Annotated in this window: 23 protein-coding genes; 7 read left to right on the forward strand and 16 right to left on the reverse strand. The window is 71.1% G+C overall.

The window, feature by feature from the left end; translation table 11 throughout:
- Positions 1-5: 5 nt before the first annotated feature.
- Entirely contained in the window at positions 6-1049 is a 1044-nt protein-coding gene (locus tag JHB91_RS10035; protein WP_199472760.1) for an energy transducer TonB, read from the forward strand.
- Positions 1050-1267: 218 nt separating this feature from the next.
- Here JHB91_RS10035 and JHB91_RS10040 read toward each other — a convergent pair whose 3' ends face one another.
- The 6 genes from JHB91_RS10040 to JHB91_RS10065 form a co-directional block, all read right to left on the reverse strand.
- Positions 1268-2449 (reverse strand): ABC transporter permease, encoded by a 1182-nt coding sequence (locus JHB91_RS10040; protein ID WP_199472761.1) that lies wholly within the window; start codon positions 2447-2449, stop codon positions 1268-1270.
- Positions 2446-3192: an ATP-binding cassette domain-containing protein gene (locus tag JHB91_RS10045; RefSeq protein ID WP_199374216.1), complete on the reverse strand. Its 747-nt coding sequence runs from the start codon at positions 3190-3192 to the stop codon at positions 2446-2448. Before JHB91_RS10045 ends, JHB91_RS10040 begins: the two co-directional genes overlap by 4 nt.
- A 1-nt stretch (position 3193) precedes the next feature.
- On the reverse strand, positions 3194-4708 hold the full coding sequence (locus JHB91_RS10050; RefSeq protein ID WP_199472762.1) for an alpha/beta hydrolase: 1515 nt from the start codon (positions 4706-4708) through the stop codon (positions 3194-3196).
- Positions 4705-4905: a helix-turn-helix transcriptional regulator gene (locus tag JHB91_RS10055; protein ID WP_199472763.1), complete on the reverse strand. Its 201-nt coding sequence runs from the start codon at positions 4903-4905 to the stop codon at positions 4705-4707. Before JHB91_RS10055 ends, JHB91_RS10050 begins: the two co-directional genes overlap by 4 nt.
- On the reverse strand, positions 4902-5294 hold the full coding sequence (locus JHB91_RS10060; protein WP_199374210.1) for a hypothetical protein: 393 nt from the start codon (positions 5292-5294) through the stop codon (positions 4902-4904). Before JHB91_RS10060 ends, JHB91_RS10055 begins: the two co-directional genes overlap by 4 nt.
- A gap of 95 nt (positions 5295-5389) precedes the next feature.
- Positions 5390-6166, reverse strand: a complete 777-nt coding sequence (locus tag JHB91_RS10065; RefSeq protein WP_233398685.1) for a ferredoxin--NADP reductase — start codon at positions 6164-6166, stop codon at positions 5390-5392.
- A gap of 70 nt (positions 6167-6236) precedes the next feature.
- Between JHB91_RS10065 and JHB91_RS10070 the strand changes: the two genes are divergently transcribed.
- Both JHB91_RS10070 and JHB91_RS10075 read left to right on the forward strand, forming a co-directional pair.
- Positions 6237-7214: an ABC transporter ATP-binding protein gene (locus tag JHB91_RS10070; RefSeq protein ID WP_199472764.1), complete on the forward strand. Its 978-nt coding sequence runs from the start codon at positions 6237-6239 to the stop codon at positions 7212-7214.
- Entirely contained in the window at positions 7211-8017 is an 807-nt protein-coding gene (locus JHB91_RS10075; protein ID WP_199374206.1) for an ABC transporter permease, read from the forward strand. Before JHB91_RS10070 ends, JHB91_RS10075 begins: the two co-directional genes overlap by 4 nt.
- A 43-nt stretch (positions 8018-8060) precedes the next feature.
- On the opposite strand, the gene JHB91_RS10080 is transcribed toward JHB91_RS10075, so the two are convergent.
- Entirely contained in the window at positions 8061-9980 is a 1920-nt protein-coding gene (locus JHB91_RS10080; RefSeq protein ID WP_199472765.1) for a winged helix-turn-helix domain-containing protein, read from the reverse strand.
- Between the two features lie 192 nt (positions 9981-10172).
- On the opposite strand from JHB91_RS10080, the gene JHB91_RS10085 reads away from it, so the two are divergent.
- Positions 10173-10508, forward strand: a complete 336-nt coding sequence (locus tag JHB91_RS10085; RefSeq protein ID WP_199374202.1) for a hypothetical protein — start codon at positions 10173-10175, stop codon at positions 10506-10508.
- A 75-nt stretch (positions 10509-10583) separates the two neighbouring features.
- The gene (locus JHB91_RS10090) at positions 10584-11669 is read left to right on the forward strand and encodes an OmpA family protein (RefSeq protein ID WP_199472766.1); all 1086 of its coding nucleotides are present in this window, start codon (positions 10584-10586) and stop codon (positions 11667-11669) included.
- Between the two features lie 173 nt (positions 11670-11842).
- On the opposite strand, the gene JHB91_RS10095 is transcribed toward JHB91_RS10090, so the two are convergent.
- Positions 11843-12640, reverse strand: coding sequence for a TatD family hydrolase (locus JHB91_RS10095; RefSeq protein ID WP_199472767.1), 798 nt, complete (start codon positions 12638-12640; stop codon positions 11843-11845).
- 30 nt (positions 12641-12670) lie between these two features.
- On the opposite strand from JHB91_RS10095, the gene hrpB reads away from it, so the two are divergent.
- Together hrpB and JHB91_RS10105 are read left to right on the forward strand one after the other, a co-directional pair.
- Complete coding sequence (hrpB, locus tag JHB91_RS10100) at positions 12671-15226, forward strand: ATP-dependent helicase HrpB (protein ID WP_199472768.1); 2556 nt, start codon at positions 12671-12673, stop codon at positions 15224-15226.
- 106 nt (positions 15227-15332) lie between these two features.
- On the forward strand, positions 15333-15710 hold the full coding sequence (locus JHB91_RS10105) for a hypothetical protein (protein WP_199374193.1): 378 nt from the start codon (positions 15333-15335) through the stop codon (positions 15708-15710).
- Between the two features lie 15 nt (positions 15711-15725).
- Here JHB91_RS10105 and JHB91_RS10110 read toward each other — a convergent pair whose 3' ends face one another.
- The 8 genes from JHB91_RS10110 to JHB91_RS10145 form a co-directional block, all read right to left on the reverse strand.
- Positions 15726-16826, reverse strand: a complete 1101-nt coding sequence (locus JHB91_RS10110) for a hybrid sensor histidine kinase/response regulator (protein ID WP_199472769.1) — start codon at positions 16824-16826, stop codon at positions 15726-15728.
- A 131-nt stretch (positions 16827-16957) separates the two neighbouring features.
- The gene (locus tag JHB91_RS10115) at positions 16958-17515 is read right to left on the reverse strand and encodes a pseudouridine synthase (protein WP_199472770.1); all 558 of its coding nucleotides are present in this window, start codon (positions 17513-17515) and stop codon (positions 16958-16960) included.
- Positions 17515-18372, reverse strand: coding sequence for a class I SAM-dependent methyltransferase (locus tag JHB91_RS10120; RefSeq protein WP_199472771.1), 858 nt, complete (start codon positions 18370-18372; stop codon positions 17515-17517). The genes JHB91_RS10115 and JHB91_RS10120 overlap by 1 nt, the downstream gene beginning before the upstream one ends.
- A gap of 145 nt (positions 18373-18517) precedes the next feature.
- The gene (locus JHB91_RS10125) at positions 18518-19006 is read right to left on the reverse strand and encodes a hypothetical protein (protein ID WP_199472772.1); all 489 of its coding nucleotides are present in this window, start codon (positions 19004-19006) and stop codon (positions 18518-18520) included.
- Positions 19007-19053: 47 nt separating this feature from the next.
- Positions 19054-19431 (reverse strand): LysM peptidoglycan-binding domain-containing protein, encoded by a 378-nt coding sequence (locus JHB91_RS10130; RefSeq protein ID WP_199472773.1) that lies wholly within the window; start codon positions 19429-19431, stop codon positions 19054-19056.
- Between the two features lie 110 nt (positions 19432-19541).
- Positions 19542-20357 (reverse strand): NADPH-dependent 7-cyano-7-deazaguanine reductase QueF, encoded by an 816-nt coding sequence (queF, locus tag JHB91_RS10135; RefSeq protein WP_199472774.1) that lies wholly within the window; start codon positions 20355-20357, stop codon positions 19542-19544.
- A gap of 22 nt (positions 20358-20379) precedes the next feature.
- The gene (locus JHB91_RS10140; RefSeq protein ID WP_199472775.1) at positions 20380-21714 is read right to left on the reverse strand and encodes an amidohydrolase; all 1335 of its coding nucleotides are present in this window, start codon (positions 21712-21714) and stop codon (positions 20380-20382) included.
- 51 nt (positions 21715-21765) lie between these two features.
- Positions 21766-22785: a ribonucleotide-diphosphate reductase subunit beta gene (locus JHB91_RS10145; RefSeq protein ID WP_199472776.1), complete on the reverse strand. Its 1020-nt coding sequence runs from the start codon at positions 22783-22785 to the stop codon at positions 21766-21768.
- Positions 22786-22796 lie beyond the last annotated feature (11 nt).

The raw sequence follows: 22796 nt of genomic DNA on the forward strand, positions 1-22796 counted from the left end.
AACCGATGTCTGTGACAAAACATGCGTTCCCGCGCCCGGTGGTCTACCGGCTCGCGCTGGGCGTGGCGCTGATCTGCGCCCTGTCGGCCTGCAAGAACGACGAGGCCACCACCACCCAGTCGGCCGCCGAGGCGGTGACCGGCGAGCAGGCCGCCGCCGCCGCGGCTGCCGCCACCGAAGGGACCGCCGCGGCACTTGCCGCGCTCAGCCCCGATGAACTGCGCGCCAAGGCACGCGCGGCCTATGCCGAGAGCAAGCTGTACGCACCGGCTGGCGACAACGCCATGGAGTACTACCTCGCCCTGCGCGAGAAGTCCCCCGGCGACGCGGCGGTGTCCAGCGCGCTCACCGACCTGATGCCGATGGTGGTCATCGCCACCGAGCAGGGGCGTGACCGCGAAGACTTCCTCGAGGCCCGGCGCCTGTCCGCCCTGATCGAGAAGGCCGACGCCAACCATCCGTCGCTGGCACGCCTGAAGGCCTCGATCACCGGCGCCGAGGAGGCCGCCGGCCGGCGCGTCGCCCAGCAGGCACTGACCGCCGAGCAGGAGGCCGCGCGCCAGGAACAGCTGGCCGCCGATCGCGTCCGCGCCCAGGCCGACGAACAGCGCGCCGCCGCGCAGCAGCTGGTGGAGCAGCAGGCTGTCGCCGCACGCGCCGCAACCGAGGAAGCCGCCGCAGCCGCGCGTCGCGAGGAGCAGCGCGTGGCCGAGCAGCGCGCCGCCGAACAGCGCGCGGCCGAGGAACGTGCCGCCGCCGCGCGGCCCGCCGCGGCCACCACGCCGGCCGTCGGCACCGCCCTGCGCGCACTGAGCACCCCGGCACCGCGTTACCCGGCGGAAGCGCTGCGTGCCGCGCAGTCCGGCGAGGTGCAGGTGGAGTTCACCGTGTCGCCCGACGGCAGCGTCAGCGATGCACGCGTGGTGCGCGCCAATCCGCCGCGGGTGTTCGACCGCGAGGCGGTCGCCGCGGTGCGCCGCTGGCGCTTCGAGCCCGTGGCCGAGGCGGTCACCACCCGGCGCACCATCGCGTTCAATCCCGGCGAGTGACGCGGGAGGCAAGGCAAAAAAGCCCGGCGCGAGCCGGGCTTTTTTTGTGGTTCTTTCCCGACCTGCGGGAAAAAAAGCGCGGGGCTGGTGTTGGCGGCGGGTACCAAGGCCCTTGAGCGCTCATGTCCCCCGGCGCTGGCCTCCCGGCCACCACAGGGGCCCCACGCAAAAAAAAGCCCGGCGCGAGCCGGGCTTCTTCGTGAATGAACGTGCCGGCGTCAGGCGGAGATCGCCAGCTTCTCGCGGTGGTACAGGCGCGCGGCCAGCAGCCACAGCACCACCCCCAACCCGAAGCCCGCGGCCAGGTAGGTGCCCCATTCCAGCGGCGTGATCCACTCGCTGCGCACCAGCTTCAGCAGCATCTGGTTCTGCGCCAGGAACGGCACCGTGAACTGCCACAGCGCGTTCTTCACCGGATTCACCATCAGCACCACCGTCGGCACGATCGGCAGCAGCATCAGGATGCTCATGTAGCTCTGCGCTTCCTTCACCGACTTCACGCTGGCCGCGATCAGGGTCAGCAGCGTGGTGCCGATCAGCACCATCGGCAGCAGCACCAGCAGCATCTGCAGCATCATCGGCGCCGAGACCGAGACCAGCTGCATCGCCCTGGGTGCCAGCGCGAAGCTCAGCTTGAACGCCACCAGGATCAGCGCCAGGCTGAGCATCCCGAACAGGCACGCGGCGAGGATCTTGCCGCTCATCAGCGCGCTGCGCGATGCCGGCGTGGCCAGCAGCGGCTCGAGCGACTGACGTTCGCGCTCGCCCGCGGTGACGTCGATCACCAGGTAGGCGCCGCCGAGGAACGCGCTCAGGATCAGCAGGTACGGCAGGAACGCCAGCAGCATGCCGCGCCGCGCCTCGGGCGTGGCCACGTCGCGCTGCGCGACCAGCACCGGCGTCGCCACCTCGGGGCTCAGACCGCGGCTGACCACGCGCAGCGCGCCGAGCTGCTGCCCGTACTGGGCGATCGCGGTCTGCAGGCGCTCCACCGGGATCCGCGAATCCTGGCGGGACGAGTCGTAGATGAGCTCGACCATCGCGCCGCGGCTCTCGCGCCAGCGCTCGGGGTAGTCGGCCGGGATGCGCAGCACCACGTCGTGCTCCTGCTGGCGCACCGCGGTGTCCGGGTCGGCCGGCGGCGGCAGCGTGGCGATGTTGCGCGTGCCGAGGTGGCGCACCAGGTTGGGCGCGTGCCCGGCGCCGATCACCGGCAGCTCCAGGGTGGACTCGAGCTGGGTGCGCGCGCGCTTCTCGGCCATCGAGCCGATGCCGAGGATCAGCACCGGGAACAGGATCGGACCCATCAGCAGGCCCAGCATCACCGTGCGCCGGTCGCGGAACAGGTCCATCAGTTCCTTGCGCGCGACGGTGAACAACGCGTTGTTGGTCAGGCTCATGCGGACAGGCCCTCCTCGGTGCCGATCAGTTGGACGAAGGCGTCCTCCAGGTTGTCTTCGCCCGCCTGCGCGCGCAGCTCGTCGGGCGTGCCGTGGGCACGCACCTCGCCGTTGGCGATGATGACGATGCGGTCACAGAGCGCCGCGACCTCCTGCATGATGTGGCTGGAGAAGATCACGCAGCGGCCCTCGCCGCGCAGCTGCTGCAGGAACGCGCGCAGCCCGCGGGTGGTCATCACGTCCAGCCCGTTGGTGGGCTCGTCGAGGATCACGTTGCGCGGGTCGTGCACCAGCGCGCGCGCGATCGCGGTCTTGGTGCGCTGGCCCTGCGAAAACCCTTCGGTGCGACGGTCGAGGAAATCGACCATGCCCAGCGTCTCCGCCATGGCCGCGGTGCGCGCGGCGATGGTGGCGTCGTCGAGGCCGTGCAGGCGACCGAAGTAGGCGATGTTCTCGCGCGCGGTGAGGCGCTTGTACACGCCACGCGCGTCAGGGAGTACGCCGAGGCGACGACGCACCGCGGCGGCATCGCGCCGCGTGTCGAGGCCGTCGATGCGCACCTCGCCGCGCTCGGGCGTCATCAGCGTGTACAGCATGCGCAGGGTGGTGGTCTTGCCGGCGCCGTTGGGGCCGAGCAGGCCGGTGATCTCGCCGTCGCGGGCGGTGAAGCTGACCCCGCGCACCGCGTGCACCGGGCCGGTCTTGGACGGGAAGCTCTTGTGCAGGTCGTGGACTTCGATCATCTCAAGGCTCCCAGCCATAGTTGCCGGCAAACGGCGGCTCGGCGGCCAGGCGCTCGAGGCAGGTGGCGTCGATGCCGGCGGCATCGGCGCGTTCGATGAACTGCGCGAACAGCTTGGGCATGCAGCCGACGCCGAGCACCGCATGGCCCTGGCCGGGAGCGACCAGGTGGCGACCATTGGCGAGGTGCTTCACGACCTCTTCGCCATAGCGCGGCGGCGTGACCGGGTCGTACTCGCCGCTGATCGCCAGCACCGGCACGTCGCCGTCCAGCGGCGCGCGGAAGCCGGCCGCCCGCGGGGCCACGGGCCAGGCTTCGCACTGCGCCTGCATCAGTTCGACCATGTCGTTGCCGAGCACGCTGGTGCTGTCGCGCGGGTCGCTCTTGAGGTCGGACGCATCCTCGGTGCACATCACCGACAGCTGCATGCCGTGCGCGATCATGTCGCCGAGCGACGACGCCAGCAGCCGCGACTGCGCCATCAGCGGCTCGTAGCGGCCGTTGGCGGCCTCGTGCAGCAGCAGCGGCAAGGTCGACGCCGTGGCCGGCTGGTAGGAGAACATCCGCAGCAGCGCGGCGAGGTCGCCGAACTGCGGCGCCTGCGTGTGCCACGCGCCGTTCACCGGATCGCGGAAGCGCACTTCGGCGAGGTTGCCGGCCTGCAGCGCGGTGCGCACCGCGGCCAGCTGCGCGGTCGGGTCGCCGAGGTTGGCCAGGCAGGCCTTGTCGGCGCGGCAGCGCGCGAACTGCGCGGCCAGCGCGTCTTCCAGGTTGCGCGCGTGCTCCTGGCCCAGCGCCAGGGTGTTGGGCACCACGCCGTCGATCACCACCGTGCGCACCTGGGCCGGGAACGCCTTGGCGTACTGCTGCGCGACGCGGGTGCCGTACGACACGCCGACCAGGTTGGCCTGCGGTGCGCCGAACGCCGCGCGCACCAGGTCGAGGTCGCGCACGTGGTCCATGGTGCCGTAGCGGCGCAGGTCGCTGTCCTTGGCCAGCGTGTCGCGGCACTGCGCAGCGAACGCGCGCATCGCGTCCGGGCTCATGTCGTCCGCCGGGCCGAACGCGTTGTCGCCCTCGCCGTCGCTGCAACGCAGCGGGTGCGACCCGCCGGTGCCGCGCGCATCGACCAGCAGCACGTGGCGGTTGCGGCGCACGTCGGAGAACGCCGGCGCCACGCTCGGGTAGGACTCGAGCGCGGACTGCCCGGGTCCGCCGGCGATCATGAACACCGGGTCGGGTTCGGCCTGGCCCTTGGCCGGGATCCACGCCACCGCCAGCTCGATGCGCCGGCCGTCGGGTGCGTCATGGTCCTCGGGAACTTCGAAGCGCGTGCACTGCGCCTCCACGGCGGACGCGCCGACCGCGCTCAGCGAACAGGGCTCGAACGCCAGCGTGCCGTGGCGCATGCGCCCGTCGGCCAGTGGGCCCTCGACGCCCTCGCCGGTCTGCGCCGCACAGCCGGCGGCGAGCGCCGCGGCCAGCAGCGTGGCGATGGTGGTTCCACGTGTACTCATGCAGGATCCTCGGGGAGAAAAATGGCTTCGATGGGCGATGCGAACAGGCCGGCGATGCGGAACGCCAGCGGCAGGCTTGGATCGTACTTGCCGGTCTCGATCGCGTTCACGGTCTGCCTGGAGACATCCAGACGTTCGCCGAGCTGCGCCTGTGACCAGCCGCGCGCCTCGCGCAGTTCGCGGACGCGGCTCTTCACCGGTAGCGACGCGCAGTGATGCACGCGAACACGCCGTACAGCAGCGAATACGCCGGCAGCACCAGGATCAGCGCCAGGCCGGTGTCCACCCGCAGCACGCCGGCCAGCGCGAGCAGGCCGAGCGAGAAGCTGCCGAGCGTCAGCACCAGCGACGCCTGGGCGAAGGATTCAAGCTGGATCCTGCGCTGCATTTCATCGCTGTCGCGCACGAAGCGCAGCACCGCGCGTGCAACGAACACGATCGGCACCGCCGGCAGCAGTGCCAGGGCGGCGCGCGCCCAGGTGGCATCGACCGCGCGCAGCGCGTACATCGACAGGAACAGCACCACGACGTAGGCCGCCATGGCGGGGATGAACTCGCGCTGGTAACGCCGTTGGATCGACTGCATGGTGGACTCCGTGTCAAGTTTGCTTGACACAAGAGTGCGTCGCCAGGAACCGGGTGTCAAGCGTGCTTTACACAGCGGCGCCGCGCGCCGCGCACTCACTTGCTGCTGACGTACTTCTCGCGGCGGATGCGCGGCACCGGCAGGCCATGGACCTTGAGCGCCTCGAAGCAGGCGTCGACCATGTCCGGGTTGCCGCACAGGTAGGCGATGTCGCCCTCGGCCGAGGGCGCGAACTCGTCGATGAACTGCTGCACATAGCCGTGGCGCACATCGGCGTGCGCCTGCGCCGAGCCCGGCGCGGGCAGCTCGCGCGAGAAGCACGGCACGAAGCGGAACGCCGGGTGGCGCGCGGCAAACGCGCGGAACTCGTCGCCGTAGAGCAGCTCGGCGGGCGTGCGCGCACCGAACAGCAGTACCACCTCGATGCCGCGCGCCGCCATCGCCTCGGCGAGCTGCGGCAGCATCGCGCGGTACGGGGTCACGCCGGTGCCGGTGGCGATCAGCAGGTAGCGGCGGTTGTCGTCGGCCGGCTGCAGGCAGAAGCGCCCGAACGGGCCGCTGGCCTGCACCGTGCCGCCCTCCTCCAGGCCCTCGAACAGCGCGGTCGCGGCGCCGCCGGGCACGTAGCTCACCGCGATCTCCACGCTCTCGCCGGCATCCGGTACGTGGTCGCGGATGGTGGCCAGCGAATAGCTGCGCTTGGTGGCGGTGCCGTCCGCGTAATGGAAGTGCACCTGCACGAACTGGCCGGGGATGTAGTCCAGCGGCGCGCCGTCGTCGCGGACGAAGGTCAGGTGCGCCACCGAAGGCGCCAGCATGCGGCGGGAAACGAGCTTGAGCGGGAATTGTGCGGGCACAGCGGAACAGACCATTGCCGGGCCTCGACCCGCAGGGCTCCTATAATACCGCCCCCGCTGCATCCGGCCGCGGCCAGGACCCACGATGACCCAGTCCACCACGCCCGCCGGCGACCACGCCGCGCTTTCGGTACGCGACCTGCGCAAGACCTACGACACCGGTGTCGAGGCGCTCAAGGGCGTGTCGCTGGATGTCGCGCCCGGCGATTTCCACGCCCTGCTCGGCCCGAACGGCGCCGGCAAGTCGACGCTCATCGGCATCGTCTCGTCGCTGGTCAACCGCACTTCGGGCGAGGTGCGCGTGTTCGGCGTGGACCAGCAGGTCGAGCGCGCGCGCGCCATGCGCCTGATCGGCCTGGTGCCGCAGGAACTCAACTTCAACATGTTCGAGCGTCCGCTCGACATCCTGGTGAACTACGCCGGCTTCTACGGCATCCCGCGCCGCGAGGCGCTGCCGCGCGCGCAGCGCGAGCTCGACCGCGCGCACCTCGGCGGCAAGTCGAAGTCGATGGCGCGCACGCTGTCGGGCGGCATGAAGCGGCGGCTGATGATCGCGCGCGCCATGATGACCAACCCGCGGCTGCTGATCCTCGACGAGCCCAGCGCCGGCGTGGACATCGAGATCCGCCGCGGCATGTGGCAGTCGCTGCGCGAGATCAACGCCGCCGGCACCACGATCATCCTCACCACGCACTACCTGGAGGAAGCGGAGAACCTGTGCCGCAACCTGGCGATCATCGACCACGGCCGGATCATCGAGCACGGGCCGATGCGCACGCTGCTGTCGAAGCTCGACGTGGAAGGGTTCCTGTTCGACGTCGACGGCATGCTGCCCACGCAGCTCCCGGACATCCCCGGCGCGGCGGTCACCGCGATCGACGCACACACCCTGGACATCGACATGCCGCGCGCCATGGACCTCAACCGCGTGTTCGCCGCGCTGGATTCCGCCGGCATCCGCGTGCGTTCGATGCGCACCAAGTCGAACCGGTTGGAAGAGCTCTTCGTGCGCCTCACCGGCGACCCGGCGCGGCCGGCCGCGGCCCCGGGAGCGGCGGCATGAACGCCCTCGACCCCGCCGTGGCCGAGGCCGGCACCCTGCGCCCGAACATGGTGGCGCTGGGCACCATCGCCCGCCGCGAAGTGATGCGCATCCTGCGCATCTGGAGCCAGACCCTGGTGCCGCCGGCGATCACCATGACCCTGTACTTCCTGATCTTCGGCGGCCTGATCGGCTCGCGGATCGGGACCATGGACGGCATCGCCTACATGGACTTCATCGTGCCGGGCCTGGTGATGATGAGCGTGATCCAGAACAGCTACGGCAACATCTCGTCGAGCTTCTTCGGCGCCAAGTTCGGCCGCCACGTCGAGGAGCTGCTGGTCAGCCCGATGCCGCCGTGGGTGATCCTCGGCGGCTACGTCGCCGGCGCGGTGCTGCGCGGGGTGATGGTGGGCGTGATCGTGCTGGCCATCGCCATGCTGTTCACCACCGTACGCATCCCGCACCCGTGGGTGACGCTGAGCACGGTGCTGCTGGGCGCGACCATCTTCTCGCTGGCCGGCTTCGTCAACGCGGTGTACGCCAAGAAGTTCGATGACGTGGCGATCGTGCCGATCTTCATCCTTACCCCGCTGACCTATCTCGGCGGTGTGTTCTATTCGGTGCGCCTGCTGCCTGACTGGGCCGAGGCCGCCACCCACGCCAACCCGATCTTCTACATGGTCAACGCGTTCCGCTACGGCCTGCTCGGGCAGAGCGACGTGTCGCTGTGGCTGGCGTATGCGCTGATGCTGGGCTTCGTGGTGGCGCTCGGCGCGCTCAGCCTGTGGCTGCTGAAGCGCGGGGTCGGATTGCGTTCGTGAGTCGCGCGCTGGCGGCGCCGGACGTGCCGGCGCGGCGCACCGTTCAGGCGCAGGCGGCGCCTTCTCCCACCGGGCGGCACTGCTGCGGGAAGCCGTGCCTGCGCCAGTAGGCAAGGATGCCGGTGTCGCGCAGGTAGTCCTGGAACGCCGGGTCGCGGCGCAGCCAGGCCAGGTCCTTCGTCCATAGCAGCAGATCCCAGCTCGAATAGTTGCGGCGCCGCATCTCGTTGAGCCTGGCGATGAACTCGGGCGCATGCGCAGGGGCGTCGGGCGCCAGGACGCGGGAAAAATTCCAGAAGACGGCGTTGCGTTCGTACGTGTCGAACTCGGCCAGCGCCTGCGGCCACCGCTCCGGGTCGATCAGCGCGTGGGAGACCGCGACATAGCCGGGCACGAGCAGCGCGGCATTGGGATCGTCATTGTCCGGTGCGCCGATCTGCGTGGTCGCGATGCGCAGTGCCTGCGCATGGTCGCGACGCCAGACGGCGTTGAACCAGCGTGCATAGGCGCCACCTGCCCCGGCTTTCTCGAGTTCAGCACGGGCTTCGTCATGCCGGCCCCGGGTGTCGAGAAGACGGCCGAGGATGAAACGCGGGCTGGTGTTGATCGGGTCGCGCACGGCAAGTTCGCGGGCTGCCGCCTCGGCGCGATCCAGGTAGCCGAGCCGCGCCAGGATAAACTGGTATCCGACCACGGTCCGGACATCACTGGGCGCCACCCGTGCCGCCTCGGCCTGCAAGGCCAGGCAACGTTCCCACGCGTCCCTGGCGCAGGCGTCGCGGGCCAGCAGCACGTAGGGCTCGGGCAGCGACGGATCCAGCCGCCGGGCGATGCCCGCTTCGTGCAGCACTTCCGCGCGAAGGGCCGATGCCAGCGCAGGCGTGCGTATTTCACGGATGGTCAGCGCCATCGCCAGGCCGGCGTGCGAGTGGGCGTCCTCCTCGCGCTCGCGCAGCAGTGCGCGGAACTCGGATTCCGCCCGCTCGGCATCTTCGAGCGGCAACCAGAAGCTGCCCGACGCCAGCAACCTGCGGGCCGCCAGGGAGCGGCGCAGGAATTCCGCATCGCCGCTCTCCCTGGGCGTGCCCGCCAGGCCCAGCTTCAGCGTCAATGCGGCGGCCACCGCCTCGCCGATCTCCCGCTGCAGCGGCAGCACTTCATTGGCGTGGCGATCGAAATCGCGCGTCCAGAGCGCGCTGCCGCTGCCGGCGTCGACCAGGCGCAGGCGGATGCGCAGCGACTGCCCGTCCTGCTGCAGGCTGCCTTCAAGCGAATGGGTGACGTCCAGCCGTTGCGCCAGCTGTGCGGGATCGCGGGTTTCGGCCGCGGCCAGCCGGGTCGACTCGCGCGCGATCACGCGCAAACCGTCGATCCGGGCCAGGCTGCCGATCATTTCCTCGCTCAGGCCATCGGCAAGAATGCGCACGCCCTCGCCCAGGCCGATCGGCTTGAGCGGCATCACCACCAGGACGGGCATTGGCGCAGGCCTCGCCGCGGACGACACGGGCATTGCCGCCACGGGTTCCGCACGCGGCCGCAAATACCACGCAGCGGCCAGCATCAGAGCAAGTAGCGGCAGCAGCAGCCAGCCAAGCCTGCGCCAGGGCGCACCGGGCGCACCGGGCGGCCGCGGGGGTGCTGCGCGAGCGCCGGGATCGAAGCGATAGCCGACGCCATGCAAGGTATGCAGGTAATGCGGCGCGTGCGCGTCTTCGCCCAGCGCATGCCGCAGCAGGGTCACCACCCGATTCAACACGCCTGGAGTGACATAGCGGTGGCCCCAGACCGCATCGAGGATCTCGTCGCGCGTGAACACCCGGCCGGGCGCCTGCGCGAGCAGGGCTAGCACGTCGAAGGCCTTGGGTTCCAGCGCCTGCGGCCGGCCACCGCGCAACAGGCGACGACCGGCGAAGTCGATCACCACATCGTCGAACGCCAGCGGGATCGGGTCGGATCGGTCCAATGCGCACCATTCGCGGGCGGCCGCATACAGGGATACGGAAAACGCCGGCCGGAGCGGTCCCCAAGCATTCCCCAAGCATTGCAAACGATTGCCTCAGCAAGCCCGGGCGAGCCCCTCAAGACTTGCGGGATCCGTCGCGGGAGCCTTGCTGGCACCGGGAATCGCCCGGCATGTTCGCCCTGGAGAAGCACCATGAACGTCCGCACCAGCATCGCCCTGGCCCTGGCCGCCTTCATCGCCCCGGCCGCTGCGCAGGAGTCGATCCAGTCGCTGCCGGCGGTCCAGGCCGAAGCCGTCCTCTACGTGGCCGATTGCGAGCATCGCGTCCTGCCCACCCAGCGCGAGGTCGGTGAATGGACGGGACAGCACAACTTCAGCCAGGTCTACGACACGCGCCTGCGCCTGATGGCCGAAATCGGCCGCTCCTGCCAGGAGCCCGGCATCGAGCAGGTGCAGCTGGTGGCGCGCGATGACCCCGCCCCGCGCCGGCTGGACCTGGTTGCGATCAACACCCGCCGCCCGGACTGACAGCCGAAGGCGGTCTCCATGATCTGGTAGCTTGCCCGCTGCCGCGCGAGGCATGACCAGACCACGGAGATCGCCATGAAGGGAACCAGCCGCACCACCCGCACCACGTTGCTGTTCGCGATGCTCGCGTTGTCCGCGACCGCGTGCGATCGCTCCACCGCCGCCGCCGGCGATGCCGCGCAGCAGCAGGCGCAGGCCACGGCTGCCGGCGACAGCCTGGCCATCAGCGGGACCGCCGACTCCGCCACCAGCGCGGACCTGCCCCCGGTCGATGTGGCGGATGCCGTTGCCGCCGGCTTCGACATCGCCGCGCTGCCGGCGTCGACCGCCGAGCTCGGTGCGCTCCCCTACTTCTCCATTCCCGACGGTTACAGCGAAACGCCGCGCCAGGGTCGACGCCTGGAGCATGGCGAAGCCGCGTTCTGGGTCGGCGACCGCTTCGAGACGGTCGAGGGCCAGGTGCATGCGCTCGGCATGCGCGTGGCGCGGGATGCGGGCAAGGATTTCTCCGCCACCGAGATCGCGCGCAACATCGAGCACGCGGTGACGGCAGCGGGCGGAGTGAAGGTGTACAGCGGCGAGGAGCCGTCCGACGCGCGCCAGGACAAGGCGATCCAGGCCGTGATGCGCGACTACCCGCCCGAGGCCAAGTGCCTGGTGATGCACCCGGTCGATGTGTACGTGCTGCGCCGCGACGACGGCAACGTGTGGGTGCGCGCGTGCTCCGGCCGCCACTTCTCCGGCCTGATCGTGCTGCGCGAGCGCGCACTGGTGCCGACGTCGGCGCTGCTGCCGGCCGACGCGCTGCGCGCGAAGATCGATGCCGACGGCCGGGTGGCGATCCAGGTGAACTTCGCCGTGGACAAGGCCGACATCCTCCCTGCTTCGCAGCCGCAGGTGGACCAGGTTCTGCAGCTGCTGCGCGACGACCCGGCGCTGCGCCTGTCGATCGACGGCCATACCGACGCCAGCGGCGACGCCGCGGACAACCAGCGCCTGTCCGAGGCACGCGCGAAAGCGGTGGTTGCCGCGCTGACGACGCAGGGCATCGCCGCCGAGCGCCTGCAGGCGAAGGGCCACGGCCAGGCGCAGCCGGTGGCCGACAACGCGACCGAGGAAGGCAAGGCCAGGAACCGCCGCGTCGAACTGGTGAAGCGCTGAGTCACCACCCACTGCAGGCCCGGTGATGGCGCCGGCGCCAAGCGGCGCCGGCGCCTTGCCGGATCAGCGTGCGTCGTGTCAGACGCGAAAGGCGGCCCACGCCAGCCAGTGCGGATCGCGACGGCCGCGACGCATGAAGTGCGGACATGCGGCCAATACGCAGCCGCCTTGGTTCAGCCGGACGTGGGCAGCCGGAAGAACGCGCGCGTGGTCGCGGTGGCGTTGGCCGCGGCCGATGCCACGTCCTCGCCGCGGTCGCGCGCGAGTTCCTCGACGATATGCGGCAGGTGCATCGGCTCGTTGCGGCGGTCCTTCGGCATCGGCTTGAGCGAGCGCGGCAGCAGGTACGGCGCGTCGGTCTCGACCATCAGCCGGTTTGCGGGGATGTTGGCGACGATCTCGCGCAGGTGCTGGCCGCGGCGTTCGTCGCACAGCCAGCCGGTGATGCCGATGTGCCAGTCGCGGTCGATGCAGTCGAAGAGCTCCGCGCGCGTGCCGGTGAAGCAGTGCACGACCGCGGGACCGATGCGGCCCTCGAACTCTTTCATGATCGCGACGAAATCGGCGTGCGCGTCGCGCTGGTGCAGGAACAGCGGCTTGCCGGTGTCCACCGCGATCTCCAGCTGGCGCTCGAAGGCCTTGCGCTGGGCGGGGCGCGGCGAGAAGTCGCGGAAATAGTCGAGGCCGGTTTCGCCCACGGCCACCACTTCGGGATGCGCGATGAGCGCGCGCATCTCGGCGTCGCACTCGGCGGTGTAGTCGCTGGCGTGGTGCGGATGCACGCCGGCGGTGGCGAACAGTTCGCCGGGGTGGGCGCGGGCGAGTTCGAGCGCCATCGGCGAGTGTTCGCGGCTGGCGCCGGTGACGATCATCTGCACGACGCCGGCGGCGCGGGCGCGCGCCATGACCTGGTCGCGATCGTGGTCGAAGCTGTCGTGGGTGAGGTTGGCGCCGATGTCGATCAGTTGCATGACGGCATTGTAGGCGAGGCGAATTGCGTGATGGCCGAGCGCGGCAGGCCCTATCCTTTGCGGGTGGACAAGGCTTCGTTTCCCATCGATGAGCTGCTGCCGGCGATACGCACAAGCCTGGCGGAGCATGCGCGGCTGGTGCTCGAGGCGCCGCCGGGCGCGGGCAAGACCACGCGCGTGCCGTTGGCGCTGCTCGATGCGCCGTGGCTCGCCGGGCAGCGCATCGTGATGCTGGAGCCGCGGCGTGTCGCGGCGCGCGCGGCGGCGACGTTCATGGCGGCGTCGCTGGGCGAGGAGGTCGGGCAGACCGTCGGCTATCGCATCCGCTTCGAGAACCGGGTGTCGGCGGCGACGCGGGTCGAAGTGGTCACCGAGGGCATCCTCACGCGGATGCTGCAGGACGATCCGATGCTGGCCGGCGTCGGCGCGCTGCTGTTCGACGAATTCCACGAGCGCCACCTCGCCGCCGATCTCGGCCTGGCGCTGGCGCTCGACGTGCAGGCGGGGCTGCGCGAGGACCTGCGCATCGTGGTGATGTCGGCGACGCTCGACGGCGAGCGGCTGGCGGCGTTCCTCGACGCGCCGCGACTGTCCAGTGCCGGGCGCAGCTACCGCGTGGACATCGCGCATTTCCCGGCGCGGCGCGACGAGGTGCTCGAACACCACGCGCGGCGCGCCATCGAGCACGCACTCGAGCGCCACCCCGGCGACGTGCTGGCGTTCCTGCCCGGGCGCCGCGAGATCGCGCGCTGTGCGGCGGCGCTGGAATCAGGCACCGCGGTCGCGGCGGCCGGTGCCGAGGTGCTGGCGCTGCACGGCGAACTCGCGGTCGAGGAGCAGGCGCGGCTGCTGCGCCCGTCGACCGACGGCCGGCGCCGGGTGGTGCTGGCGACCAACATCGCCGAGTCCAGCGTCACCCTGCCCGGCGTGCGCGTGGTGGTGGACAGCGGGCAGGCGCGCGAGCCGCGCTACGACCCCAACAGCGGCTTCAGCCGGCTCGACGTGGTGCGCATCGCGCAGGCCTCGGCCGACCAGCGCGCGGGCCGCGCGGGGCGCGTGGCCGAGGGCTGGGCGTACCGGCTGTGGCCGGAATCGCTGCGCCTGGAAGGGCAGCGCCGCCCGGAGATCGCGCAGGTCGAACTGGCCGCGCTGGCGCTGGAGCTGGCCGCCTGGGGCAGCGACGCGCTGCGCTTCGTCGACCCGCCGCCGAGCGGCGCGATGGCGGCGGCGCGCGACCTGCTGCGCCGGCTCGGTGCGCTGGAGGGCGATGCGATCACGTCCGCCGGGCGGCGCATGATCGCCCTCGGCACGCATCCGCGGCTGGCGGCAATGCTGCTGGCCGCGCCCGACCCGGCGGCGCGCGCGCTGGCCTGCGACCTGGCGGCGCTGGTCGAGGCGCGCGACCCGCTGCGCGCGCGCAGCGATGCGATCGCGGCGCGCTGGCGTGCACTGGCCGCGTTCCGCGAGCGCCGCGTGCCGGCCGACGCCAACCGCGGCGCGCTGGCCGCGATCGATGCCGCGGCCAAGCAGTGGCGCCGGCGCCTGCGCTGCGATGCCGCAGCCCCGCGCGACGTGCCCGCGCACGCGCTCGGCGACCTGCTCGCACACGCGTTTCCCGATCGCGTCGCGGCGCGCCACGGCACTGACCTGCGCCGCTACCAGCTGGCCAACGGGCGCATGGCGCGGCTTGCCGACGACAGCGCGCTGGTCGGCGAGCCGTGGCTGGTCGCCAGCGAGCTGCGCTTCGAGGCGCGCGATGCGCTGCTGCTGCTGGCTGCCCCGGTCGACGAGGCGCTGCTGCGGCGCGATTTCGCCGCGCGCTTCAGCGACCGCGACGAAACCCGCTGGGATCCGGCGCGCCTGGCGCTGGTCGGCGAGCGCGTGCGCCGCTTCGACGGCATCGTGCTCGACAGCCGCGTGACCGGTCGCGTCGATCCCGCGGCCGCCGCGCAGGCGCTGACCGATGCGGTGCGCGCGCTCGGCCTCGACGCCCTGCCCTGGAGCCCCGGGTTGCAACAGTGGCGAGCGCGGGTGCGCGCGCTCGGCGCCTGGCAGCGCCAATTCGAACTGCCCGGTTCCGGCCTGCCCGATCTCCGCGATGAAGCACTGCTCGCGAGCCTGGATACCTGGCTGCGGCCGGCGTTCGCCGGCAAGTCCAGGCTCGATGCGCTCGGCACGGAGGAGTTCGCGGGCGCGCTGCGCAGCCTGCTCGACTGGCCCGCGCAGCAGCGCCTCGAGGCGCTCGCCCCGACGCGCATCGTGGTGCCGTCGGGACAGGCGCGCGCGATCGAGTACGCGGTCGACGACGACGGCACGCCGCAGGCACCGGTGCTGGCAGTGAAGCTGCAGGAACTGTTCGGGCTGGCGGATACGCCGCGCATCGTCGACGGCCGCGTGCCGCTGCTGCTGCACCTGTTGTCGCCGGCCGGACGCCCGCTGCAGGTGACCGGCGACCTGCGCGGCTTCTGGGATCGCACCTGGCCGGAAGTGCGTCGCGAAATGAAGGGCCGTTACCCGCGGCATCCGTGGCCCGAGGATCCGTGGAACGCCACGCCCACCCACCGCGCGCGGCCCCGACAAGGCTGAATCAACGTTGTTCCGATCACGCCGGCGCGACGCGCGCGGCAACAGACTTGTTGCATCCTGTCACGCCGCCGGACCACTCCGGCGAACTACGCCAAGAGGCCCCCGCATGCGCAAGCGCCAGCATCTCCGCGACACCTTCCCCGACAAGGCCATGGAGCTGGTCGGCCAGCTCGGCGACGGGCTCCGCAACGTCGTGCCGGCCGGTGCCGGCAAGTGGCTGCAGACCGGCGCCGCGATCGGCGTCGCACGGACCGGCACCCGCGTGGTGGGCCAGGTCGTGCGTCGCAACCCGGTGGCGGTCGCCGCCGCAGCCGCAGGCATCGGCCTGGTGCTGTACGCGGTGCGCAGGCACCGCAGGAAGGCAGAAGCCGAGGCCGCCATCGAAGGCAAGTCGCGGCGTATCGAAGCCCGCCGTGGTGTGCCGCGCAAGCGCGCGTCCGCCCAGGATGGGGTGGTCGCCGCCAGCGGTGCCGACGGCGACTGAGGCCTCACCGCACGATCAGAGGGCGGCGGCTTCCGGCAGTTCGATCACGAAGCACGCGCCGCCACCCTCGCGGTCTTCGTACCAGAGTTGCCCGCCGGCGCCACTGACGATCTGCTGCGCCAGCGACAGGCCAAGCCCGCTCGAGGCGCCGGCGATCGCCGGGTCGTCGTTGGCCAGGCGCACGAATGGCCGGAACAGCTCGCGCTGGCGATGGCCCGGAATACCCGGGCCGCGGTCCTCCACGCGCAGCTGCCAGTAGCCCGGCGCGCTGGCCGGCGCGGAGAGTTCCACGTCACTGCCCGGCGCATACTTCATCGCGTTGCTGATCAGGTTCTCGGCGACCTGGCGCAGCACCACGGCGTCCATCGCCACCACCGCCGGTCCGACGGGCGCCGCCTGCAGCCGGCAGCCACGGTCTTCGAACTGCAGGCTGTAGCGGCCCATGATCCAGTCCACCACCTCGCCGAGAGACGCGCGCGCGTCCACCTGCGAGTCCTGCCGGCGCGCCTGCGCCTGCGTTTCCAGGTAGCGGCGGATATAGCCCAGCCCGTCTTCCGCGCTGTCGCGGATCATCTGCAGGTAACGCGGCACGCGCTCGGCGCGCACGCTGTCGGCGAGCAGCATGTCGCTGGCGAACACGACGCTGGACAGCGGGTTCTTCAGGTCATGCGCGACCAGGTTGACCAGCTCCTGTCGTTCGCGTGCCACGCGTTCGAGGCGGTCGCGGGCCAGCTTCAGGCCGACGTGCGCGTTGACGCGCGCCATCAGCTCCTCGGGAATGAACGGCTTGGTCACGTAGTCCACCGCGCCGGCGCCGAATGCGCGCAGCAGCAGCTCACGGTCCTGGGCGGCGGTCAGGAACACGACGGGCACGCGCAGCATCGCGCGCTCGCGGATCTCGGCCATCACCCCGAACCCGTCCATGCCCGGCATCATCATGTCCAGCAGGATCAGGTCGGGCACCTGCGCCTCGACCATGGCCAGCGCGGCCGGCCCGTTGTCGGCCACGGCGACGTCGTAGCCGTGGCGTGCCAGCAGCGCACTGACGACGCGGAGGTTGGCCTGCTGGTCGTCCACGACCAGCACGCGGCCCTGTGCGGTGATGCCTGATGCCATGACCTTCCGTGCCTGGGTTGCCATCCGGCGGCGTGAATACGCTGCGGATGGTGAAGGTAGCAGAATCACCGGGGGGCGCTGCAAGCACCACGGTGCATGGCATGGCGTCGCCGATGCGCGCCCTGAACCGTTCAGCCGAACGGCGTCGCCATCGGGATCTCGCGCCAGGCGCCAGGCGCGATGCCATCCAGCGCACACCCGCCAATCGCGATCCGCACCAGGCGCAAGGTGGGCAGCCCGACCGCTGCGGTCATGCGCCGCACCTGGCGATTGCGGCCTTCGCGGATCTCCAGTTCCAGCCACGCATCCGGCACGGTCTTGCGCACGCGCACCGGCGGGTCGCGCGGCCAGAGCGCCGGGGGCGTGTCGAGCAGGCGCGCGCGCGCCGGGCGCGTCGGTCCGTCGTTGAGGGTCACGCCTGTACGCAGGGCATCCAGCTGCGCGGGCGACGGCGCGCCCTCGACCTGCACCAGGTAGGTCTTGGCAAGCTTGTGCCGCGGGTCGGTGATGCGGTGCGCGAGCGCGCCGTCATCGGTCAGCAGCAGCAGGCCTTCGCTGTCATGGTCGAGTCGGCCGGCGGGGTACACCGCCGCCGGCAGCCCGAAGCCGGCCAGCGTCGGCCGCGGCGGCGCGCTGCGGTCGGTGAACTGGCACAGCACGCCGTGCGGCTTGTTGAACGCGACCAGCACTACTTCACGAAGCGCAGGGTCATCCGGTCGCTTTCGCCGATCGCCTGGTACTCCTGGCGGTCCTCGGCGTCGTGGCGGTTGGTCGGCGGCAGCGTCCAGACGCCGTTGGGATGATCGCGGTCGTCGCGCGGATTGGCGTTGATCTCGCTGGAGGCGTCGAGGCGGAACCCGGCGGCTTCGGCCATCGCGATCACCTGCGCCTGCCCGACATAACCGGACTTGTCGTCGGCGGGGACGTCGGCGCGCGCGCGGTGCTCGACCACGCCCAGCACGCCGCCCGGCTTCAGCACCGCATGGAAGGCCTTGAACATGCCTTCGGCCTGGCCCGCGCTGCGCCAGTTGTGCACGTTGCGGAAGGTCAGCACCGCGTCGGCCGAACCCGGGGCGCCCAGCACCGGCGCGGCGGGATCGTAGGCCACGATGCGGGCACGCGAGAACTGTGCGGGCGCGGCCGCGAAGCGCGCCTCGAGCCGGCCACGCGCGGTGTCCTGGTACGTGCGTCCGGAGCCCGCCGGCAGGGCGGCGGGATCGACCACCGCGGCGATGTAGCCGTCCGCGAGCCAGGGCGCGAGGATCTCGGCATACCAGCCCGCGCCGGGCGTGATCTCGATGACGGTCTGCCCGGTTTCGATGCCGAAGAAGGTGAGGGTTTCGCGCGGGTGGCGGTACTGGTCGCGGGCGACGTTCGCGGGCGAACGCCAGCTGCCGCCGAGCGCCGCATCGAGCAACGGGTCGGGCGCGTGTTCGCCCACCCCGGCCGACCGTGCGCCGGGGCTGGTGCCGGCGGGCTGGGCCGAGGCGCAGGCGGCGAGCAGCAGCAGCGGCAGCAGGGCGCTGCTCTTGCGGAGGATGGACATCGGCGTGCTCCAGGGGATGGTGTCGCAAGCCTAACCGGAAACCATGCGCCTCCCTTGCACGCCACGCTGGATCGCGGTTTGTTCCCGCCCCGCCAACGAAAAGGCCCGGCGCAGGGCCGGGCCTTGTTTCACGCGGGTGTATCGATCAACGCACTTCGTACTCGCGCGTCTGAACGACCGCACCGTTGAGCAGGATCTCCACCTTGTAGCGGCCCACCGGCCAGCCATCCGGCTTGCTGACCTGGAACGCGGTGTTGCCGGTGCCGGTGAAGTCGAAGTCGCGGCTCAGTTCGTCGACCAGCTGGCCATCCTCGAACGACCAGCGCGCAGTCAGCTGGCCGCGCTGTGGCATGGCCGGGTCCGACGACGTGGTGGCCACCGAGGCATGGATCGTGTCGCCTCTTGCGAACGTGGTGGCCGGCGCTGTGACGCGGTTGTTGGCGTCGACCGCGGTGCCGAGGTCGACCGACGTCACGCTGACCGCGGCTGCGGGGGCGGGAGCCGGCATGGGGGTCGGGGCCGGCGCGGCCGGAGGCGGGGTGACGACGGCGGGCTCGTCCTTCTTGCAGCCGGCCAGGGCCAGGGTGCCCAGCAGCGCCGCGGCCAGTGCGGCATGGATCGGGGTGCGCATCATGTGGTGGTTCTCCATGGGGTTCAGGGCGGGGGCGAACGTCGAGCGGGTCAGCTGTCGGCTTCGGCCGGGGGGATCTTCAGCACCTGGCCCGGCTGGATGCGGTCGGGATCGTCGAGCTGGTCGCGGTTGGCATCGAAGATGCGCCGCCACTGGCTGGCCTTGCCGTATTGCGCCTTGGCGATGTGCGAGAGCGTGTCGCCCTTCTGCACCGTGTAGCTGGTCGCGCCCGCCATGTCCTCGGTGGAGGACACCGAGGACTGCACATTGCCGAAATCGACGCCGCGCGGCGCCGCCGCCTCGGTGCTGTCGACCGCGCTGCGGACATTGGAGAAGTCGGCCTTGCCCGGCTTGTTGCCGGTTTCCGCCTTGCGGTCGGATTGCAGCGACAGCGATGCCGGATCGTTGGGATTCTGCGGATTGCTCATGCTGGCCTCCTGTGCCTTGCAGCGCGGAGGTTCACACGGCCCTTGTTAAGGAAACATCGCGTCACCGTGAGCGACCAGGCGCGCGCCAAGTGACGCGCGGCACCGCGCGGCTATTGGCGTGCGTCGCGCCGCGCCGCGGGCGGCGGCAGGCCCGGCGTGGCCCGCCAGGGATTGATGTCCAGGCCGCCGCGGCGCGTGTAGCGGGCTTCGACCGACAGCCACTCCGGGCGGCACTGCGCCATCAGGTCCACGAACACCTGCTCCACGCACTGCTCGTGGAACCCGGCGTGCTCGCGGAACGACACCAGGTAGTGCAGCAGCGCGGCGCGGTCGATGCGCGGGCCGCGGTAGGCGATGCGCACGCTGGCCCAGTCCGGCTGGCCGGTGACCGGGCAGTTGGACTTCAGCAGCTGCGAGCGCAGGGTTTCCTCCACTTCCGCCGCCGGGTCGCAGGCGAGCAGTTCGGGCGCCGGGTGGTCGTAGGCGTCGATGGCCACGTCCACGCCGTCGATGTCGATGCTGCCTGCATCGTCGTCGACGCCGGCCATCGGCGGCAGGCCGAAGTCGACCGCCACCGTGGCGCCGGCCGCGCCCGAGAGGTCGGCGGCGATGCGCGCCCGCACGTCCGCGGCATCCGCGAAACGCGTGCCGTTGAAGGAGTTCAGGTACAGCTTGAGCGACTTCGATTCGATCAGCCGCGGCGACGCGGCCGGCACCAGGAAGGTCGCGGTGGCCACCGCCGGCTTGCCGCGCGCGTCCAGCCAGGAGAGCTCGTAGGCCTGCCAGCGGTCGTGGCCGTCGAACGGCAGGGCGGCGCCGATGCCGAGCGTGTCGCGGCCGGCGTCGCGCGCGATCGGGAACAGCAGCGAGGCGTCGTAGGCGCGCGGGTAGGCGACTTCGCGGCCGAGGGGGAGTTCGGTGGTCATGGGCGCATTATCGCGCCTGCGCTCAGCCGCCGCTTGTGGGCGCGCCGTCGCCGTGCAGGTAGTCCAGCGTCAGCTGCAGCATCGCGCGCATTCCCAGGTCGAGCGCGGACTCGTCGAGGAAGAACGCCGGCGAGTGGTTGCTGGGCGCGGTCGCCGGGTCCTGCCCGACGGGCGTGGCGCCGACGAAAAAGAGCAGGCCTGGCACCTCGCGGGCGAAGAACGAGAAATCCTCGGCGCCCATGTTGAGCGGCATGTCCAGCAGGTTGCCCGGGCCGGCCACCTTCGCGAGGCTCGGGCGCATGCGCGCGGTCAGCGCCGCGTCGTTGGCGGTCACCGGGTTGCCGTCCTGGTCGGGCACGTTGGCCTCGACGGTCGCGCCGTGCGCGGCGGCCACCTTTTCCGCGACGTTCTTCAGGTCGGCGAACACCGCGGCGCGCATGCCGTCGTCGAACGTGCGGATGGTGCCGACCAGCTCCACCTGCTCGGGAATGATGTTGTAGCGGATCCCGCCCTTGATGGCGCCGAAGCTGACCACCAACGGCTGGCTGGAGATGTCCTGGCGGCGGCTGACGATGGTCTGCGCGGTGCCGATGATGTCCGCCGCGGCGACGATCGGGTCCACGCCGCCCCACGGCCGGGAGCCGTGCGTCTGGCGGCCCTTGACCACGATGTTGAAGCGGTCGGACGCGGCCATCGTCGGCCCGCTGCGCACGCCGAGCTTGCCGGCCTGCAGCGTCGAGAACACATGCAGGCCGAATACCGCATCCGGCTTGAAGTCGCGGAACACACCCTGCGCCAGCATCTCCTTCGCGCCGCCCTTCTCGTCGTCCGGCGGGCCTTCCTCGGCGGGCTGGAACACGAACAGCACCTCGCCCGGCAGGTCGTCGCGCATCGCCACCAGCGCCTCGGCGACGCCCATCAGCACCGAGGTGTGGGCGTCGTGGCCGCAGGCGTGCATCACGCCGACGGTCTCGCCGCGGTAGGTCGAGGTGGCCTTGGATGCGAACGGCAGGCCGCTGGTCTCGGTCACCGGCAGCGCGTCCATGTCGGCGCGCAGCGCGATGCGCGGCCCCGGCTTGCCGCCCTTGAGCACGGCGGTAACGCCGGTGGTGGCGATGCCGGTCACAGGCTCCAGGCCGAGTGCGCGCAGGTGCTCGGCGACCAGCGCCGCGGTGCGCGTCTCGCGGTTGCCGAGCTCCGGGTACTGGTGCAGGTCGCGGCGCCAGGCCACGACCTTGGCGCCGAGTTCCGACGCGGCCGCGGCCACTTCCGGGCGCTGCCCGTCCCGGGCATGCAGCGGCAGCGCCAGGCCGGCGAGGACGAACGACGACAGCAGGATGCAGGCGTTGCGTGACATGGCGCGTTCTCCCCGGACAGTGCGCCGATGGTAACCGGCGGACGGCAGCCGTCAGAACGCCTCGTCGAAGGCCACTTCGCCCTCCACGCCTACCTGGTAGGCCGAGACCCGCCGCTCGAAGAAGTTGGTCAGTTCCTGTACGTCCTGCAGCTCCATGAACGCGAACGGGTTGCGCGCGCCGAAATGCCGCGGCATGCCCAGCTGGACCATGCGCTGGTCGGCGCAGTACTCCAGGTACTGGCGCATGTCCTTCAGCGACAGCCCGGCCACGCCGCCCGACAGCGTGTCCTCGGCGAACGCGTACTCGCACTCCACCGCCTCGGTCATCATTTCCACCACCTGCGCGCGGAACGCGTCGTCGACCAGGTCCGGCTCCTCCTCGCGCGCGGTGCGGATGACCTCGAACGCGAATGCCATGTGGCAGCTCTCGTCGCGGAATACCCAGTTGGTTCCGCTGGCCAGGCCGTGCAGCAGCCCGCGCGAGCGCAGGTAGTACACGTAGGCGAACGCGCCGAAGAAGAACAGGCCCTCGATGCAGCCGGCGAAACACACCAGGTTGAGCAGGAACTGGCGGCGCTGCGCGCGGGTCTCGATGCGGGTGACGCCCTGCAGCGAGTCGATCCACTTGAAGCAGAATCCGGCCTTGCGGCGGATCGAGGGGATGTGCTCGACCGCGGCGAAGGCACGCGTGCGGTCGGCGGGATCGGGCAGGTAGGTGTCGAGCAGGGTGAGGTAGAACTGCACGTGCAGCGCCTCTTCGTACAGCTGCCGGGACAGGTACATCCGCGCTTCCGGCGCGTTGATGTGCTGGTAGAGGTTGAGCACCAGGTTGTTGGACACGATGGAATCGCCGGTCGCGAAGAACGCGATCAGGCGCTCGATCAGATGGCGCTCGGCGGGGCCGACCCTGGTCTTGAGGTCGGTGGTGTCGAGCGAGAAGTCGACCTCCTCCACCGTCCAGGTGTTGCGGATCGCGTCGCGGTACATCTCGTAGAAGCGCGGGTAGCGCATCGGCCGCAGGGTAAGTTCGAAGCCGGGGTCGAGCAGCAGCCGGGGGTGGTGCGTGGACATCATGGTGTTCC

This window comes from Luteimonas sp. MC1828, assembly GCF_016461615.1.
In the GTDB taxonomy this organism is placed as follows: domain Bacteria; phylum Pseudomonadota; class Gammaproteobacteria; order Xanthomonadales; family Xanthomonadaceae; genus Luteimonas.

Coding starts and splice junctions, on each gene's coding strand:
- JHB91_RS10035 (WP_199472760.1), top strand. CDS start 6: ATGTCTGTGACAAAACATGCGTTCCCGCGCCCGGTGGTCTACCGGCTC.
- JHB91_RS10075 (WP_199374206.1), top strand. CDS start 7,211: ATGAACGCCCTCGACCCCGCCGTGGCCGAGGCCGGCACCCTGCGCCCG.
- JHB91_RS10105 (WP_199374193.1), top strand. CDS start 15,333: ATGCGCAAGCGCCAGCATCTCCGCGACACCTTCCCCGACAAGGCCATG.
- JHB91_RS10090 (WP_199472766.1), top strand. CDS start 10,584: ATGAAGGGAACCAGCCGCACCACCCGCACCACGTTGCTGTTCGCGATG.
- JHB91_RS10085 (WP_199374202.1), top strand. CDS start 10,173: ATGAACGTCCGCACCAGCATCGCCCTGGCCCTGGCCGCCTTCATCGCC.
- JHB91_RS10130 (WP_199472773.1), bottom strand. CDS start 19,431: ATGAGCAATCCGCAGAATCCCAACGATCCGGCATCGCTGTCGCTGCAA.
- JHB91_RS10045 (WP_199374216.1), bottom strand. CDS start 3,192: ATGATCGAAGTCCACGACCTGCACAAGAGCTTCCCGTCCAAGACCGGC.
- JHB91_RS10060 (WP_199374210.1), bottom strand. CDS start 5,294: ATGCAGTCGATCCAACGGCGTTACCAGCGCGAGTTCATCCCCGCCATG.
- JHB91_RS10140 (WP_199472775.1), bottom strand. CDS start 21,714: ATGTCACGCAACGCCTGCATCCTGCTGTCGTCGTTCGTCCTCGCCGGC.
- hrpB (WP_199472768.1), top strand. CDS start 12,671: ATGGCCGAGCGCGGCAGGCCCTATCCTTTGCGGGTGGACAAGGCTTCG.
- JHB91_RS10065 (WP_233398685.1), bottom strand. CDS start 6,166: ATGGTCTGTTCCGCTGTGCCCGCACAATTCCCGCTCAAGCTCGTTTCC.
- JHB91_RS10095 (WP_199472767.1), bottom strand. CDS start 12,640: ATGCAACTGATCGACATCGGCGCCAACCTCACCCACGACAGCTTCGAC.
- JHB91_RS10125 (WP_199472772.1), bottom strand. CDS start 19,006: ATGATGCGCACCCCGATCCATGCCGCACTGGCCGCGGCGCTGCTGGGC.
- JHB91_RS10120 (WP_199472771.1), bottom strand. CDS start 18,372: ATGTCCATCCTCCGCAAGAGCAGCGCCCTGCTGCCGCTGCTGCTGCTC.
- JHB91_RS10145 (WP_199472776.1), bottom strand. CDS start 22,785: ATGTCCACGCACCACCCCCGGCTGCTGCTCGACCCCGGCTTCGAACTT.
- JHB91_RS10070 (WP_199472764.1), top strand. CDS start 6,237: ATGACCCAGTCCACCACGCCCGCCGGCGACCACGCCGCGCTTTCGGTA.
- JHB91_RS10040 (WP_199472761.1), bottom strand. CDS start 2,449: ATGAGCCTGACCAACAACGCGTTGTTCACCGTCGCGCGCAAGGAACTG.
- JHB91_RS10050 (WP_199472762.1), bottom strand. CDS start 4,708: ATGAGTACACGTGGAACCACCATCGCCACGCTGCTGGCCGCGGCGCTC.
- JHB91_RS10110 (WP_199472769.1), bottom strand. CDS start 16,826: ATGGCATCAGGCATCACCGCACAGGGCCGCGTGCTGGTCGTGGACGAC.
- queF (WP_199472774.1), bottom strand. CDS start 20,357: ATGACCACCGAACTCCCCCTCGGCCGCGAAGTCGCCTACCCGCGCGCC.